Source organism: Streptomyces violascens (assembly GCF_014649955.1).
GTDB lineage: Bacteria > Actinomycetota > Actinomycetes > Streptomycetales > Streptomycetaceae > Streptomyces > Streptomyces violascens.
In genome coordinates, this window is the sequence record NZ_BMUA01000003.1 from 548364 (window position 1) to 564629 (window position 16266).

Genomic DNA, 16266 nt, shown 5'->3' on the forward strand with positions numbered 1-16266 from the left:
CGACTTGAGGGGCGCGGGGCAGTGACATTGTGCGGCTCCGCCGCGTGGGCGCACATGGCCCCCGGCGGCCCCGAGCCGGAACCCCGGCCGCCCCCGCGGAGCGGCGCGGCATGATGGGGGCATGAACGAGATGCCGGAGTGGGAGAAGCGGTTCAGGGCGCCGAGGGTGGGGCTTCCCGACTGGGCGGAGGACGCCCCGGACCGCTCGCTGTTCGTGTCGAACGCGACAGGGACGTACGAGCTGTACGCGTGGGACCGGACGACCGGCGACCAGCGCCGGGCCACCGACCGGCCCAACGGCACCACCGACGGGGTGCTGACCCCCGACGGCGAGTGGATCTGGTGGTTCGACGACACCGACGGCGACGAGTTCGGGGTGTGGCGCCGCCAGCCCTTCGCGGGCGGCGACGACGAGACGGCCGTGCCCGGCCTCGACCCGTCCTACCCGGCGGGTCTCGCGCTCGGCCGCGACGGCACGGCGGTGATCGGCCGCTCCACCGACGACGACGGCTCCACGATCCACGTCGTACGCCCCGGCTCCGCGCCCGTCGAGATCTACCGGCACCGCGAGTCGGCGGGCGTGGGCGACCTGTCGCACGACGGGACGCTGATCGCCGTCGAGCACACCGAGCACGGCGACGCGATGCACTCGGCGCTGCGCGTGGTGCGCCCGGACGGCACGGCGGTCGCCGAGCTCGACGACACCAAGGGCGGCACCGAGGAGCTCGGCCTCGAAGTGCTCGGGTTCGCACCGCTCGCGGGCGACACCCGGCTGCTGATCGCGCACCAGCGCCGCGGCCGCTGGGAGCCGATGATCTGGGACGTGTCCTCGGGCGAGGAGACCGACCTCGCTCTCGACCTGCCGGGCGACGTGTCCGCCGAGTGGTACCCGGACGGCTCGGGGCTGCTCGTCGTCCACAGTTTCGAGGCGCGCAGCGGCCTCTTCCGCTTCGACCTCGCGACGCGCTCGCTGATCGAGATCGAGACCCCGGCGGGTTCGGTGTCGGGGGCGACGGCCCGGCCCGACGGCACGGTGGAGTACCTGTGGTCGTCGGCGGCCAGCCCGTCCGAGGTGCGCTCCACGACGGGCGAGGTCGTGCTCGACCCGCCCGGGTTCAAGGCGCCGGGCTCGGTGCCGGTGCAGGACGCCTGGGTGGAGGGGCCCGGCGGCCGCATCCACGCCCTGGTCCAGCGCCCGGCCGGCGACGGCCCCTTCCCCACCCTCTTCGAGATCCACGGCGGGCCGACCTGGCACGACAGCGACGCGTTCGCCTCCGGCCCGGCGGCCTGGATCGACCACGGCTATGCGGTGGTACGGGTCAACTACCGGGGCTCCACGGGGTACGGGCGGGCCTGGACCGACGCGCTCAAGCACCGGGTCGGGCTCATCGAGCTGGAGGACATCGCGGCGGTCCGCGACTGGGCGGTCTCCTCGGGCCTCGCCGACCCCGCGCGCCTCATCCTGGCGGGCGGTTCCTGGGGCGGCTACCTCACGCTGCTGGGCCTCGGTACGCAGCCGGACGCGTGGGCGCTCGGCCTCGCGGCGGTGCCGGTCGCGGACTACGTCACGGCGTACCACGACGAGATGGAGGCGCTGAAGGCGATGGACCGGACGCTGCTCGGCGGCACGCCGGAGGAGGTCCCGGACCGCTTCCGGGCCTCGTCCCCCCTGACGTACGTCGACGCGGTCCGGGCTCCCGTCTACATCTCCGCGGGAGTGAACGATCCGCGCTGTCCGATTCGGCAGGTGGAGAACTACGTCGACCGGCTGGTGGCGCGGGGGGCTCGGCACGAGGTCTACCGCTACGACGCGGGGCACGGCTCGCTGGTGGTGGAGGAACGAATCAAACAGGTCCGCCTGGAACTCGACTTCGCCTCCCGCCACTTGGCGGGGTGAGTTTTCCCGGGAGCCAAAATGCCCCGGTGCGGGCCGGCACCGACGCTGCCAGGGGCGCGGGGAACGGTGCGACCAGCCCCCCACCGGCCCGCAGACGATCGACGAGCGCATCCAGCCCCTCCGGCGTTTGAGGAGCGGGGGCCGGGGGCGGAGCCCCTGAGGGGGCCCGGGGCCGAGCCCCGGGGGGGGATTGCGGGGACCCCGCAGCCCCACCCCCCGGCAGGATTCCGTACCGTGGTGCTTGTGTACCGGTTCCTGCTCACACCCCGCTGGTGGGGAATCCACGTCTTCGTCCTGCTCGCCATCCCCGTCTGCATCTTCATGGGCAGCTGGCAGCTGGGCCGCTTCGAGGACCGCGTGCAGTCCCACGACGCGGCCGAGAAGGCACCCGACCCCGCCACCCGGAAGGCCGAACCGCTCGCGGACCTGCTTCCCGTGGACCAGCGCACCTCCGGCCGCCCCGCCGAGGCACGCGGGCGGTACGCCGAGCAGTTCCTGGTGCCCGACCGCGAGGTGGACGGCAAGTCGGGCAGCTACGTCCTGACGATGCTGCGCACCGACGGCGGCAAGGCGCTGCCCGTCGTACGGGGCTGGATCCCGCGGGGCGCCGAGGCCCCGGCCGCGCCCGCCGGCGAGGTCGACGTCACCGGCGTACTGCAGGCCTCCGAGAACGCCGGCTCCGACGGGGTGCACGCGCAGGGCGGGCTCCCGCGGGGCCAGGTCGGCATGATCAGCGCGGCGGCCCTGGTCAACCTGGTTCCGTACCAGGTGTACGACGCCTGGGTGACACTGCCCGGCGCCGACGCGGGCATGACCCCCGTCCCCGCCAGCGCCCCGCAGAACAGCGGGCTCGACCTCAAGGCGTTCCAGAACCTCGGCTACACCGGCGAGTGGTTCGTCTTCGCCGGGTTCGTGGTGTTCATGTGGTTCCGGCTGGTCCGGCGCGAGGCCGAGGCCCTGGAGGACGCCGAGCTCGGACTCACCCCCGAGACGGAGGCCGAGAGCGAGACCGGGACGGCTGACGCGCCTGCCGCTCCCTTGGCCAAGTAGGCAAAGGACATTAAAGCAAGGGGGCCCGCCGCCAGGCGGGCCCCCTTCGTGCTCCTCCCCCTCCGCGAACGAGGAGCCGTCCCCGATGTTCCTCCCGCGGCCAGGGCTACTGCTGCGGGGCCACCGACGGAGTCCCCGCGTCGAGCACGCCCGTCTTGTAGATCGTTCCGGCGCACGCGTTCGGGATCTTGGCCTCGGCGGACGGGGCACCCGGCTCGGCGACGTGGGTCACCGCGACCGTGCCGTCCGCCGTGGCGGTGGGCGTGCCGTCCGCGCCGAGCTGGGCGGTCTGGCCGCCGGCGGCCGTCGCCGTCGTCGGGGAGACGATTCCGCTGGTGCTGCCGGAGGCGGCGTTCGACGGGCTCGGGTCGGGCGAGGGCGGGGTCTTGGGGCAGGTGTCCGACGGCACCCAGGCGAACCGCACCTCGTACGCCGCGGCCGGCTTCAGGACCAGGCGGGTGGTGTCCTTCGAGGGGTCGGGGAGCCCGGGGGCCGGGTCGCCCGCCGCGTGCTCGACGACGGTGATCTTCGCCGGGTTGGCCGCGCCCTGCGCCTGCACGTTGAACTTGCCGGCGCCGCCGATCGCGCACTGCTTGTTGGACGCGTTCACGATGCGGAAGGCGCCGTAGACCTTGCCGGTCGAGTCGGGCTTGCCGACGCTCGCCGACTTCACGCTCAGCTCGCCCGCCTCGCACACCGGCGAGTTCGCCTGCACGGGCCCGCTGCCCGCCCCGGTCGCGCCGCCGGCCGTGGCGCCCGTCGTGCCCTTGCTGGGCTGCGGCGTACGGCCCGTGCTGTCGGGAGTGCCGGCCGGGCTGCCGATGCCGGAGCGCGGGGTGCTCTCCTGCACGCCGTCCGAGTTGCCCGAGGCCGAGTCCACGGTGCCGTGCGTCCGCTCGCCGTGTCCGGCGACGGCGGGCCGGTCGTCCGCGCTGCCCGAGGTGTTGGCGACGTGGATGAACGCCGGTACGGCGGTGGCCACCAGGAGGGCCGCGGCGACCGAGCCGACGACGGCCTGCCGCTTGCGGGCCCGCCGCACGGGCACCGCGGCCCGCAGATGGTCGAGTGCCCCCTCCGAGGGCATCAGGTCGTCCACCGCGTCGTGCAGCAGCCTGCGCAGCGCGAGTTCGTCGGCCGCGCCCGGGCCCGCCGAGGCGAGCGGCAGGCCCAAGGGGGGATTGCCGGTGCTGTTCTTTTCCGGCGTTTTGTCCACGAATCCGTATCCAGTCAGGTCGTTCAGGTCATTCCTGGGCCGCTGGTCCGGCCCGCTTTTCCCGTGCTCCCCGTGGGCGCCACGCTCTTTGTGGACACCACTCTCTCCGTAGGCGCGACGGCTTCCGTAGGCACCCTGTTCCCCATGGGTGCCGCCGTCCCCCGGCCGTCTGTCGCCGTTCCTGTCGGGGCCCGTCATGCCGGTGCCTCCATGGCGATCCGCAGGGCGGCGATGCCCCGCGATCCGTACGCCTTCACCGAGCCCAGGGATATCCCGAGCGTCTCGGCGACCTGGGCCTCCGTCATGTCCGCGAAGTAGCGCAGCACGAGCACCTCGCGCTGGCGGCGCTGGAGCCCGCGCATCGCCTTGATCAGCGCGTCGCGCTCCAGCTGGTCGTACGCGCCCTCCTCGGCGCTCGCCATGTCGGGCATCGGCTTGGAGAGCAGCTTGAGGCCGAGGATGCGGCGGCGCAGCGCCGAGCGCGACAGGTTGACGACGGTCTGGCGCAGGTACGCGAGGGTCTTCTCCGGCTCGCGCACCCGGCTGCGAGCCGAGTGGACCCGGATGAACGCCTCCTGCACCACGTCCTCGCAGGAGGCGGTGTCGTCCAGGAGCAGGGCCGCGAGGCCCAGCAGCGAGCGGTAGTGCGCGCGGTAGGTCTCGGTGAGGTGATCGACAGTGGTGCCGGCCGCCATGACCTCGTCAGCGCTCTCGCGCGAGGGCGCCTGGGAGGGAATGTGGGCCGGACGGGTGGCGGGCATGGGCGCGATCACCGGCATGCCGCCGGGCGCACCGAGGCGCCGACGCGGGCGGACGACCGTGCCACCGCGTGCCGGTACCGCTCGGAAATCGAGTACCTCTGCCACGCCTGTTGGACACGTTCCTCCCCGTCAGGGTTGTACGCGTACGACACTGTTTTTGGCGGTGCACCACATGCCCTCATCCGTACCCGCTCTTCCCCAATGCCCCGATTTTTACGGCACCTTGAGGGGCGACCGCATAGACGCTCCATGCCGGACTGCGGTTGCAGGGACACGGAAAATGAATCGTGTAACACGGCATTGACGCAGTTCAAGTGGTACAGACCAGCGACTTGCTCACAGAGCGTTCACAGATCCTACAAATCGGCGGACCTCATCGCGCGGTGAATTCACGGGCCGCCAACTCCGCGATGTGCGCGGCGTTCAGGGCCGTGCCCTTGCGGAGGTTGTCGCCGCAGACGAAAAGTTCCAGTACGTGCGGATCGTCCGGCGAGCAGCGCACCCGGCCCACCCATGTGGGGTCGGTGCCGACCACGTCCGCGGGCGTCGGGAACTCCCCGGCGGCCGGGTCGTCGAAGAGCACCACGCCCGGCGCGGTCGCCAGGATCTCGTGGGCCCGCGCGACGTCCACCTCGTTCTCGAAGCGGGCGTGCACCGACACCGAGTGGGTCGTGACGACCGGGACCCGCACACAGGTCGCGGCCACCGGAAGCCGCGGCAGGTCGAGCAGTTTGCGCAGTTCGTCCCGCAGGCCCAGTTCCTGCGAGGACCAGCCGTCCTCGGCGAGCTCCCCGGCCCACGGCACCACGTTCAGCGCGACCGGCGCCGCGAACGGGCCGAGGTCGTCGCCGACGGCCCGGCGCACATCGCCCGGACTCGTGCCGAGCCCGCTTCCGGCCACCAGCGAGATCTGCCGGCGCAGCGCCTCGACCCCGGCCTGCCCCTCACCGCTGACGGCCTGGTACGTGGAGAGGACCAGCTCGCTCAGGCAGAACTCGGCGTGCAGCGCGCCCACCGTCACGATCATGGCGAGGGTGGTGGGGTGCGGGCTCGCGACGATGCCGCGCGGACGCATCCGTACGGCATGGGGATTGAGCTCGGGGACCACGAGCGGCACGTCCGGGTCCATCCGGAAGGCGGCCGAACTGTCCACCACCACCGCGCCCTTGGCGGCCGCGACCGGCGCCCAGCGGGCGGCGATCTCGTCGGGGGCGAGGAAGACGACGACATCGGCCCCGTCCAGGGCCTCCTCGCTCAGCGCGAGGACCTCGCACTCCTCGCCCCGTACGAGCAGCTTGCGGCCGGCCGAGCGCGCGGACGCGACGAGCCGGACCTCGCCCCAGACATCGGCATGCTGGGACAGGATCTGGAGCATCACCGAACCGGCGCCCCCGGTCGCTCCGACGACCGTGAGCGCCGGTCTGCGGGTCATCGCCCGGTGCCTCCGTAGACGACGGCCTCGTCGCTGTCGGAGTCGAGACCGAAGGCGGTGTGCACGGCGCGCACGGCCTCGTTCACGTCGTCGGCGCGGGTCACGACCGAGATGCGGATCTCGGAGGTCGAGATCAGCTCGATGTTGACGCCCGCGTCGGACAGGGCCTCGAAGAAGCCCGCAGTGACGCCCGGGTTGGTCTTCATGCCGGCGCCGACGAGCGAGATCTTGGCGATCTGGTCGTCGTAGCGCAGCGACTCGAAGCCGATGGCCGGCTTGGAGCGCTCCAGGGCGTCGATGGCCTTGCGGCCCTCGGCCTTGGGCAGCGTGAACGAGATGTCGGTGAGACCGGTCGACGCGGCGGAGACGTTCTGCACCACCATGTCGATGTTGATCTCGGCGTCCGCGATGGTGCGGAAGATCGCCGCGGCCTCGCCCGGCTTGTCGGGCACCCCGACGACCGTGACCTTCGCCTCGGAGACGTCGTGCGCGACTCCGGAGATGATGGCGTGCTCCACCTGCTGGCCTTCCGACTGGGAACGTGGTTCGTTGCTGACCCAGGTGCCCTGAAGTCCGCTGAAGGACGACCGCACATGGATCGGGATGTTGTAACGGCGGGCGTATTCGACGCACCGGTGCAGGAGCACCTTGGAGCCGGACGCGGCCAGCTCCAGCATGTCCTCGAAGGAGATCCAGTCGATCTTCTTCGCCTTCTTCACGACGCGGGGGTCCGCGGTGAAGACGCCGTCGACGTCCGTGTAGATCTCACAGACCTCGGCGTCGAGCGCGGCCGCAAGGGCGACGGCGGTCGTGTCGGACCCGCCGCGGCCGAGCGTGGTGATGTTCTTGCCCTCCTGGCTGACGCCCTGGAACCCGGCGACGATGGCGATGTTGCCCTCGTCGATCGAGGTCCGGATGCGGCCCGGAGTGACGTCGATGATCCGCGCTTTGTTGTGGACCGAATCGGTGATGACACCGGCCTGGCTGCCCGTGAACGACTGGGCCTGGTGGCCCAGGTTTTTGATCGCCATGGCGAGCAGTGCCATGGAGATCCGCTCTCCGGCGGTCAGCAGCATGTCGAATTCCCGCCCGGCAGGCATCGGTGACACCTGCTCCGCGAGTTCGATCAACTCATCCGTCGTGTCGCCCATCGCGGAAACCACGACGACCACCTGGTGGCCGGTCTTCTTGGCTTCCACGATCCGCTTGGCGACGCGCTTGATGCCCTCGGCATCGGCAACGGAGGAGCCTCCGTACTTCTGCACGACAAGGCCCACGTGCGCTCCTCGCTCAGTTCATTACTGCGGTCGGCTCAGTCTAACGAGCGGGCCGGATTCGCCCGCGCCGTATCACTTCGTGAGATGTCCCGCTCACAACCTGATCACCGGGCGTTGTCCGATCCGCTCGCGAGACCCGCCTGCCCCGGCATTCCGTTTGTACGCGACGATGTGGCCGGGGTCACACAAGCCGGATCAAGGGGGCGAACCGGACCCCGCGCCAACTCCCGTACACACAGGGCTACTTGAGGTCGCGCAGGCCCAGCGGACCCGCGAGCTCCTCGACCATGACGCGGCCCGCCTCCTCCTCCAGGGCGTCCTCCGTCAGGTCCTCGTCGGTGTCGAGGCCGTCCAGCTCTTCGAGGGGCTGGTTGAGGCGGACGTGCGCGACGAGCGACTGCAGGGCGCGCAGCGCGGCGGAGGCGGTCGAGCCCCAGTTGGAGAAGTACGAGAACTGCCACCACCACAGGGCCTCGGTGGTGCGGCCCGCGCGGTAGTGGGCCAGGCCGTGGCGCAGGTCGGTGACGACGTCGGCGAGGTCGTCGGAGATCCGGCACGCCACCGGCGCCTTGCGCGGCTCGTACGGGTCGAAGACCTCGGAGTACACGTCGATGGGTTCCAGGAGCCGGGCGAACCGCTCGCGCAGCTCGTCGACGTCGGCCTCGGGGCCGAGGTCGGGCTCGTAGCGCTCGTCCGGGACGATGTCCTCGTGCGCGCCGAGCCGGCCGCCGGCGAGCAGCAGCTGGGAGACCTCCAGGAGGAGGAACGGTACGGCGCTGTCGGGCTCGTCGCCCTTGGCCACTTCCGTGACCGCGACGATGAAGGACTCGACCTGGTCGGCGATCTGGACCGCGAAGGAGTCCGGGTCCTGGTTGGTCGCGTGCAGCGTTGCGTCAGACATCGAGTTGACCTTCCTCGTACCCCTCGTGGGCGTCATACATCGAGCAGCCGCCTTCCTTCGAAGGCCCGGCCCAGGGTGACCTCGTCGGCGTATTCGAGGTCGCCGCCCACCGGCAGGCCGCTGGCGAGCCGGGTGACCTTGAGACCCATGGGCTTGATCATGCGGGCGAGGTACGTCGCGGTGGCCTCGCCCTCCAGGTTCGGGTCGGTGGCCAGGATCAGCTCGGTGACCGTGCCGTCCGCGAGGCGGGCGAGCAGCTCGCGGATGCGCAGGTCGTCCGGGCCGACGCCCTCGATCGGGCTGATGGCGCCGCCGAGCACGTGGTAGCGGCCGCGGAACTCGCGGGTCCGCTCGATCGCCACGACGTCCTTGGGCTCCTCCACGACACAGATGACCGTCTGGTCGCGGCGCGGGTCGCGGCAGATGTTGCACCGCTCCTCCTGCGCCACGTTGCCGCACACCGCGCAGAACCGGACCTTGTCCTTGACCTCGAGGAGGGCGTGCGCGAGGCGGCGCACGTCGGTCGGCTCGGCCTGCAGGATGTGGAAGGCGATCCGCTGCGCGCTCTTGGGACCGACGCCGGGCAGCCTGCCCAGTTCGTCGATGAGGTCCTGAACCACGCCTTCGTACAACGGAACGCCTCTCGTGGGTTGCTCTGACGCCTACGGTAGTTGCTGTGCGTCCGCCTCAGTAGGTCAGGCGCACGGGTACGTCCGCACGGGCGGGCGCACGCCGGTGGCCCGGTCCTAGAACGGCAGGCCCGGCATGCCGCCGAGGCCCTGCGCCAGCGGGCCCAGCTTCTGCTGCTGGAGCTGCTGCGCGTTCTCGTTGGCGGCCTGCACGGCCGCGACGACGAGGTCCGCGAGGGTCTCGCCAAGCTCCTGCAAGGAATCAGCGGTCTCCGGGTCGACCGCCTTCGGGTCGATGACCAGGGCGCGCAGCTCGCCCGAGCCGGTCACGGTCGCCTTGACGAGACCGCCGCCGGCCTGTCCTTCGACCTCGGTCGCCGCGAGCTCCTCCTGGGCAAGGGCGAGATCCTGCTGCATCTTCTGGGCCTGCTGGAGAAGCTGCTGCATGTTGGGCTGGCCACCACCAGGGATCACGTTTCACTCCAGGTTTTGGTAAGGCGGGTCGGTAGGACGGTTGTCTCTTTCGGCACTCCGAGCCTACGTGGTCGACAGGCGCCCTGCTCCGCAACTCTTTCGAGTGATGCGGTGCCGGTTCCTATATCTGATCAAGGGCCACTTCCGGGCGGAAATACCTGGATATCGCCCCCTCGGCCGTCCATCCGGCGGTAGGAATGGCGGTCGGGTGTGTCAGTACGCGTCAATACGCACGCGCGCACCGCGGACGACCGCGCGGCGTCACGGCATTTACACGGCATTTACTACGTCCAGTAACACGTCGAGTACGTCCAGATACACATCCAGGTGCCCGTACGTCACGCGATGTCACAGAGGGTCACAGCAGCAGTGCGGAGGGAGCAGCCGGGTGAGCCAGCCGGACATGCAGCCCGAGGGGCCCCCGGGCCAGGCCCGGCGGGACGAGGGCGCGCAGACGGGCGATCTGACCGGGAGGCCGTTCCCGCTCGGCGACTGGGGCGAGCCGGCCGAGCGCCTCGACGCGCTGTACCGCTGGGCCGAGGACGGCGCCCTGCGCACCGCGGACTGGTACCTCGCCGACCGGATCTGGAAGCGCCGCGGCGCCCGTACCCTGCGCTGCGGCACGGCGAGCGGCGCGATCGCGGGGGCCGTGCTGCCGCTGCTCGATCTGACCGGGGCCCTCAAGGGCGTGGCGGGCTGGGGCTATCTGTGTCTGCTGCTGGGTGCCGCGTGCATGGCCTGCGACCGCTACTTCGGGCTCACCTCGGGCTGGATGAGGGACGTCGCCACCGCCCAGGCCGTGCAGCGAAGGCTCCAGAGCCTCCAGTTCGACTGGGCGTCGGAGAGCGTGCGCGAGGTGCTCGGGCCCACCGAGGGCACCGCGAGCGAGGCCGCCGAGCGGTGCCTCTCGCTGCTGCGCCGGTTCACCGAGGACGTCACCGAGCTGGTCCGCTCGGAGACGGCGGACTGGATGGTGGAGTTCCGCTCGGGGCCCGCGCCCCTCGTCATGCAGACCCTGAGCGCGGCGGCCCCGCGCACGGACGGCGCCCCCGGGCCCGGCCGCTTCCCCCTCCCCCCGGCCACCCGCCCGAACATGCCGCGCCAGCGGCCGCCGGAGGGGCCGCGCCAGTAGCCTGGGCGCCGGGAGCGGGTCTTGCCCCTCGGCAGCGGGTTCAGCTGAAGATGATCATCGAGCCCTGGGCGAGGCTGCGGGTCGCCGCCGCGTGCAGCCCGAGCCACACGTGCCGCTCGCGCGCGAAGGGGCTCTCGTCGTACGGGATGGGTCCGGCCGGCTCTTCGAGCGAGGTGGGCCGGTCCGGCGGGGCGGGTGCGGTCGGCGGGTTGGCCGGATCTATGCCGATCACGGGCCCCACGAACTCCAGCTCCCGCAGCAGCCCCTGGGCGGAGCCGAGCGGTCCGCCGCCCGCGAGGAGCTCCTCGTTGGAGAGCGGGATCGCGAAGTCGACCGGGACGTAGGCCCCGGCGTGGTCGTAGTGCCACACCAGGTGCGACTGCTGGGCGGTCGTCTCGAACATCTCCAGGAGCTGCTCGTAGTCGCCGCCGAGCTCGTCGACGGGCGTGACCGCGAGGCCGCACAGCTGGAGGAGGTAGGCGCGGCGCAGGAAGTGCAGCGCGTCGTAGTCGAACCCCGCGACCGGTGCCACGTCGCCGGACAGTCCCGGCATGTACGCGAAGACCGGTACGGGCGGGAGCCCGGCCTCGCCGAGCGCCTTGTCGTACGAGGCGATCTCCTCCGCGAACGGGTTGTCGGGGCTGTGGCACAGCACATCGACGAGGGGGACCAGCCACAGGTCACAGGCCAAGACGGGCTCGCTCTCAACTCGTTTCGTGCGATGGTCGGGACAGCGTAGTGCGCCGGGCACGCCGCGCGAAGAGTGCCCGTCAACTCCTGATGCGAGGTGACTGGATCCCCCGCGCCCCGGTCGGGAGGGTTTACCCACCAACCCGTGCGTTACTCGGATACCCGGACGTGAGAGCGCGACCCGGATGCTGAAGGTGTCACCGGACCGACGACACGTCCCAGATCCACACCCCGCCCGCCTTCGTGCCCTCGCGGCCGAGCAGCCGGGTCACCGTCTCGTACAGCTCGGGCGCCTGCGGCTGGGGGGCGAGGACCAGGACGCCCGCGTGCCAGTACGCGAGGTCCTCGCGGGCCTGCTTCTGCCAGTCCGTGCCGATGTCGGGGACGGGCTTGCCGGAGCGCACGTCGCTGAACAGGTTCGACGTCCAGCGCGGGGAGGCCCCGTAGATGCCGATGCGGTCCGGGCCCCAGGGGCCGTTGAAGTAGCCGCCGGGCACCGGGAAGCCGAGGCCCGTCGACGACTGCCAGTGCAGCGCCTCCGCCGATCCCGGGTCGGGCAGCGGCACCGGGACCAGGGACTCCCCGGGCTTCACGTACTTCTTCCACATCCCGGAGGCGATGAACTCGGGCACCTCGGGGCGCGCGTTCGTCGGGAACGACGTCGGGACGATCGGGAGCAGGGCAAGGGCGATCGCCGTGAAGCCCGCCACCTGTGTGGCCCGCACCCGGCTGAGCGCGAGGCGCCCCGCGGCAAGCGCGACCAGCGCGCCCAGCACCGGCGCGCAGATCATCGCGACCCGGCCCTCGATGACCGACTCGAAGAGCGGCCTGTGGGCGAGCAGCTTCCAGGGGCCGGGGACAACCACGTCCGTGTACGGAATGCGGATCTTCTGGCCGAGCGAGAGGACCGCGGCCGCCGCGCCCGTGAACGCCAGCGCCTTGACGAGCGGCCGCCGCCACAGCCGTACGACGAGCGCGAAGGCGAGGGCGACCAGGGGCCAGCCGTAGAACGCGTTCTGCTCGGTGCGGTTGAGGGCCAGCTTGTCGGCGGTCGCGTCGTCGCCCATCAGGGAGCGCCCCGCGAACTCGATCAGCGCGAGCGGCGAATTGCCCGCATTGTCGCCGTGCAGCACGCTGTGATAGCTCTGCGCCCCCGCGAACTGCCGGTACAGCGGGTAGGCGATGAGCACCAGACAGACCCCGAGCGCATACGCCATGCCGGTGGCCAGCGGCCGGATCGCGGCCCGTGCCACATCGCGCCGGGCAAGGGCGTACGACAGCGCGAACAGGGCCATGCCCAGCGAGGCGAGCAGCAGCGCCTCTTCGCCGAGGAAGATCTGGTACGTCGTGAACAGGCCCAGGATCACCCCGTCGCGGCGCACGTTCCGGCCCTCGCACAGGCGCAGCGCGCGGTCGATGATCAGCGGGATCATGAACAGGACGCAGAAGTTCGGGTGCGCGTTGCCGTGCGAGATCACCGGCGGCGCGAAGGCCGCGAGCGCCCCGCCGAGCCCGGCCGCCCAGCGGTTCTCGGTCACCCGGCGCGCGAAGAGCCAGTACCAGGCGTACGCGGTCGCGGATATCCCCAGGGTGAGGACGAGCGCCCAGGTGAGCGTCGGCCCGAAGGCGAGGGTGACCGGGGTGAGCGGCACGGACAGGCCCAGCATCGGCGTGTTGCCCATGAGGTTCACGCCGTCGGGGAAGTTCTGGACGGCTGTGAACAGCGGGTCGCGCAGATGGGTCACGTTGTCCGCGGTGACCGAGAAGAACCACTCCCACTGGTTCTGGTCCTGCATCGAGTCGGTGAGGTAACTCCGCCCGAGGTCGCCCCACAGGTTCTTGTAGAGCAGTACGCAGGAGAGCAGGTAGAGGGCGCCGAGCACCAGGTCGACGCGGCGGACCGCGCGGGCCTTGAGGCGGGCCAGCTCCCACAGCACCTTGCCGTAGTCCGCGGCGCCCACCTTGGAGCCGTCCTGGTGCGACCAGCGCACCGGCACCTCGGAGACCGCCCAGCCCCTGCGGCGGAAGAACTGGAGGATCTCGACGTCTATGCCCCAGCCGTCGAGGCGGGCGTCGGCGAACGCCGCGCGCGCCTTCTCGCCGTCGAACAGCTTGAAGCCGCACTGGGTGTCGCGGATGCCGGGGACGGCGACGGCCCGGATGAGCCGGTTGCCCATCCGGCCGAGCAGCTCGCGCAGCCGGCTCTGGTGGACCTCGATGCGGGCCTCGGGGTGGGCGCGCGAGCCGATCGCGGCGGCCGTCTCGCCCTCGGTCATCGCCTTGGCGAGCTGGTCCAACTCCTCTATGGGGGTGGCCAGATCGGCGTCCGTGATCAGGACGCGGCGCCCGTAGGAGGCGAGCACGCCGAGCCGCAGGGCGTGGCCCTTGCCGCGGTTGCTCTCGCTGACGACGACGTTGATGCGGGGGTCGACGGCGGCGGCCTCGCGGGCCACCCGCACCGTCTCGTCCGCGGAGCCGTCGTCGACGACTATGAGTTCCCAGCTGCAGCTGTCGCCGAGGTGGCCTCGGATCGCCTCCAGGGTGGGCGCGAGACGCTGCTCCTCGTTGTACGCGGGGACGACAACGCTCAGTTCGACCTGTCCGGCCGGTTCGTTGATCACCGGGGGAGCCGCTCCGCCCACATCAGGGATTCGTCGTTGTAGGCGGCGATCAGCAGGCGCGCCTCTTCGAAGTCGCCCCGGCCGAGCGCGTCGACGACCTCGCCGTGGCCGGTCCACAGCCAGTCGCTGAGGTCGCTGTGACTGCGCAGGTAGGGGACCGCGAACACCCAGCTCTGCATGCGCAGGCGGTGCAGGAAGTCGGAGATGTAGGTGTTCCCGGCGAGCGCGCACAGCTCCCGCCAGAACCGCAGGTCGTAGCCGACCAGGATGTTCAGGTCGCCGCCGCGCGCGGCCCGTGCGGCCTCCTCGCCCCGGCGGCGTACCGAGACGAGGGCCGGTCCGTACGCATCGAGCGAGCCCGGGACCGCGGCCCGCCGGAATATCCCGTCGACCACCAGGGCCCGCGCCTCGACGATGCCCTTGTAGTCCTCGACGGAGAAGACCCGCACGCGGAAGCCGCGGTGCTGGTCGGAGTCGAGCAGGCCCTGTGCGCAGAGGTCGACGAGCGCCTCGCGCACGGGCGTGGCGGAGACGCCGTACTGCTCGGCTATCTGCTTGACCGTGAATTCCTCGCAGGGCTGCATACGCCCCGCGAGCACTTCGTCACGGAGCGCGTCCGCGATCTGTTGTCGAAGGGTGCTGCGGGTGACCGCTCCGCTAGCTGGCATGACTCGCTCCCCTCCTCCGGCTTCGGGCCACCCTATGGGGTGCCCGGAAACCGGACAAAGGAGAGCGGGTTTTTGCCCCCGGATCGGGACACAAGCGTCACACGGTGTGCTCGTCCGCCACCGTCAGCGCCTCGTCGAGCGCGGCGAGTCCTTCCTTCGCCTCCGCCTCGGTGATGTTGCAGGGCGGCACGACATGGGTGCGGTTCATGTTGATGAACGGCCAAAGACCGTTCTTCTTGCAGGCGGCACCGAACGCGGCCATCGGCGCGTTGTCCGCCCCGGTCGCGTTGTACGGCACCAGCGGCTCGCGGGTCTCCTTGCTGCGGACGAGCTCAAGCGCCCAGAACACGCCCATGCCGCGCACCTCGCCCACCGACGGGTGTCGCTCGGCGAGCTCGCGGAGCCCGGGCTCCAGGACGCTCGACCCGATGTGGGCGGCCTGCTCGACGACGCCCTCCTCCTCCATCACGTTGATGGTGGCGACGGCCGCGGCGCAGGCCAGCGGGTGCCCGGAGTAGGTGAGTCCGCCGGGGAAGGGCCGGTGCTCGAAGGTCTCGGCGATCTTCTGGCTGATGGCGACGCCGCCCAGCGGCACGTACCCGGAGTTGACGCCCTTGGCGAAGGTCAGCAGATCGGGCACCACGTCATAGTGCTCGGACGCGAACCACTTGCCGGTCCGGCCGAACCCGGCCATGACCTCGTCCAGGACGAGCACGATCCCGTACTTGTCGCACAGCTCGCGCACACCGGGCAGGTAGCCGGGCGGCGGCGTCATGATGCCGGCCGTGCCGGGCACCGACTCCAGGATGACCGCGGCGATGGTGGCGGGCCCCTCGAAGACGATGGTCTCCTCAAGGTGCTTGAGCGCCCGCGCGCACTCCTCGGCCTCCGTCGTGGCGTGGAAGGGCGAGCGGTACAGGAACGGCGCCCAGAACCGGGCGACCCCGGCCGAGCCGCTGTCGGAGGCCCACCGACGCGGGTCACCCGTCAGATTGATCGCCGTGTTCGTACCGCCGTGGTACGAACGGTAGGCGCTCATCACCTTGTGGCGGCCGGTGTGCAGACGGGCCATGCGGATGGCGTTCTCGACGGCCTCCGCACCACCATTGGTGAAGAAGATCTTGTCGAGGTCCCCGGGCGTGCGCTCCGCGATGAGGCGGGCCGCCTCCGAGCGGGCCTGAACAGCGAACGCCGGCGCGAAGGTCGTCATCGTCGCGGCCTGCTCCTGGATCGCGGCGACGACCTTCGGGTGCTGGTACCCGATGTTGGTGAAGACGAGCCCGCTGGTGAAGTCGAGGTAGCGGTTGCCGTCGTAGTCCCAGAAGTAGGACCCCTCCGCGCCGGCCACGGCGAGCGGGTCGATCAGGCCCTGGGCGGACCAGGAGTGGAACACGTGCGCACGGTCGGCGGCTTTCACGGCCGCACCGGCCTGAGGATCGGGAGTGCCTTGAGGGGTCATGCCCCCAGGGTAAGGACGCGCAGGTGGGAGCGGCCATGACCATCTTGTCCACCGAGACCCGC

At 71.2% G+C, this 16266-nt stretch carries 14 protein-coding genes; 3 read left to right on the forward strand and 11 right to left on the reverse strand.

Going from position 1 to position 16266, the window contains the following annotated elements:
- Positions 1-121 precede the first annotated feature (121 nt).
- Entirely contained in the window at positions 122-1897 is a 1776-nt protein-coding gene (locus IE206_RS10855; RefSeq protein WP_189961835.1) for a S9 family peptidase, read from the forward strand.
- A 243-nt stretch (positions 1898-2140) separates the two neighbouring features.
- Complete coding sequence (locus IE206_RS10860) at positions 2141-2947, forward strand: SURF1 family protein (RefSeq protein ID WP_189961918.1); 807 nt, start codon at positions 2141-2143, stop codon at positions 2945-2947.
- A 106-nt stretch (positions 2948-3053) separates the two neighbouring features.
- Here the strand turns inward: IE206_RS10860 and IE206_RS10865 are convergent, their stop codons facing one another.
- From IE206_RS10865 to IE206_RS10895, 7 genes are all read right to left on the reverse strand, one after another.
- Positions 3054-4160 (reverse strand): hypothetical protein, encoded by a 1107-nt coding sequence (locus IE206_RS10865; RefSeq protein WP_226598539.1) that lies wholly within the window; start codon positions 4158-4160, stop codon positions 3054-3056.
- Positions 4161-4354: 194 nt separating this feature from the next.
- The gene (locus IE206_RS10870) at positions 4355-5026 is read right to left on the reverse strand and encodes a SigE family RNA polymerase sigma factor (protein ID WP_189961836.1); all 672 of its coding nucleotides are present in this window, start codon (positions 5024-5026) and stop codon (positions 4355-4357) included.
- A 268-nt stretch (positions 5027-5294) separates the two neighbouring features.
- Positions 5295-6353 (reverse strand): aspartate-semialdehyde dehydrogenase, encoded by a 1059-nt coding sequence (locus tag IE206_RS10875; RefSeq protein ID WP_189961837.1) that lies wholly within the window; start codon positions 6351-6353, stop codon positions 5295-5297.
- The gene (locus IE206_RS10880; protein WP_189961838.1) at positions 6350-7630 is read right to left on the reverse strand and encodes an aspartate kinase; all 1281 of its coding nucleotides are present in this window, start codon (positions 7628-7630) and stop codon (positions 6350-6352) included. The genes IE206_RS10875 and IE206_RS10880 overlap by 4 nt, the downstream gene beginning before the upstream one ends.
- A gap of 241 nt (positions 7631-7871) precedes the next feature.
- On the reverse strand, positions 7872-8531 hold the full coding sequence (locus IE206_RS10885) for a DUF5063 domain-containing protein (protein WP_189961839.1): 660 nt from the start codon (positions 8529-8531) through the stop codon (positions 7872-7874).
- 32 nt (positions 8532-8563) lie between these two features.
- The gene (gene recR, locus IE206_RS10890) at positions 8564-9163 is read right to left on the reverse strand and encodes a recombination mediator RecR (protein ID WP_161248166.1); all 600 of its coding nucleotides are present in this window, start codon (positions 9161-9163) and stop codon (positions 8564-8566) included.
- A 114-nt stretch (positions 9164-9277) separates the two neighbouring features.
- A complete protein-coding gene (locus tag IE206_RS10895; RefSeq protein ID WP_189961840.1) occupies positions 9278-9634 on the reverse strand; it encodes a YbaB/EbfC family nucleoid-associated protein in 357 nt (118 codons plus the stop codon).
- A gap of 388 nt (positions 9635-10022) precedes the next feature.
- Here IE206_RS10895 and IE206_RS10900 point away from each other — a divergent pair, with 388 nt between their 5' ends.
- Entirely contained in the window at positions 10023-10766 is a 744-nt protein-coding gene (locus IE206_RS10900) for an SLATT domain-containing protein (protein WP_226598538.1), read from the forward strand.
- 40 nt (positions 10767-10806) lie between these two features.
- Here IE206_RS10900 and IE206_RS10905 read toward each other — a convergent pair whose 3' ends face one another.
- From IE206_RS10905 to IE206_RS10920, 4 genes are all read right to left on the reverse strand, one after another.
- Entirely contained in the window at positions 10807-11457 is a 651-nt protein-coding gene (locus IE206_RS10905) for a putative DNA-mimic protein (protein WP_189961841.1), read from the reverse strand.
- A 196-nt stretch (positions 11458-11653) separates the two neighbouring features.
- The gene (locus IE206_RS10910; RefSeq protein WP_226598536.1) at positions 11654-14077 is read right to left on the reverse strand and encodes a dolichyl-phosphate beta-glucosyltransferase; all 2424 of its coding nucleotides are present in this window, start codon (positions 14075-14077) and stop codon (positions 11654-11656) included.
- A complete protein-coding gene (locus tag IE206_RS10915) occupies positions 14074-14745 on the reverse strand; it encodes a GntR family transcriptional regulator (protein ID WP_189961843.1) in 672 nt (223 codons plus the stop codon). The genes IE206_RS10910 and IE206_RS10915 overlap by 4 nt, the downstream gene beginning before the upstream one ends.
- Positions 14746-14842: 97 nt before the next feature.
- The gene (locus tag IE206_RS10920) at positions 14843-16204 is read right to left on the reverse strand and encodes an aspartate aminotransferase family protein (RefSeq protein WP_189961844.1); all 1362 of its coding nucleotides are present in this window, start codon (positions 16202-16204) and stop codon (positions 14843-14845) included.
- Positions 16205-16266 lie beyond the last annotated feature (62 nt).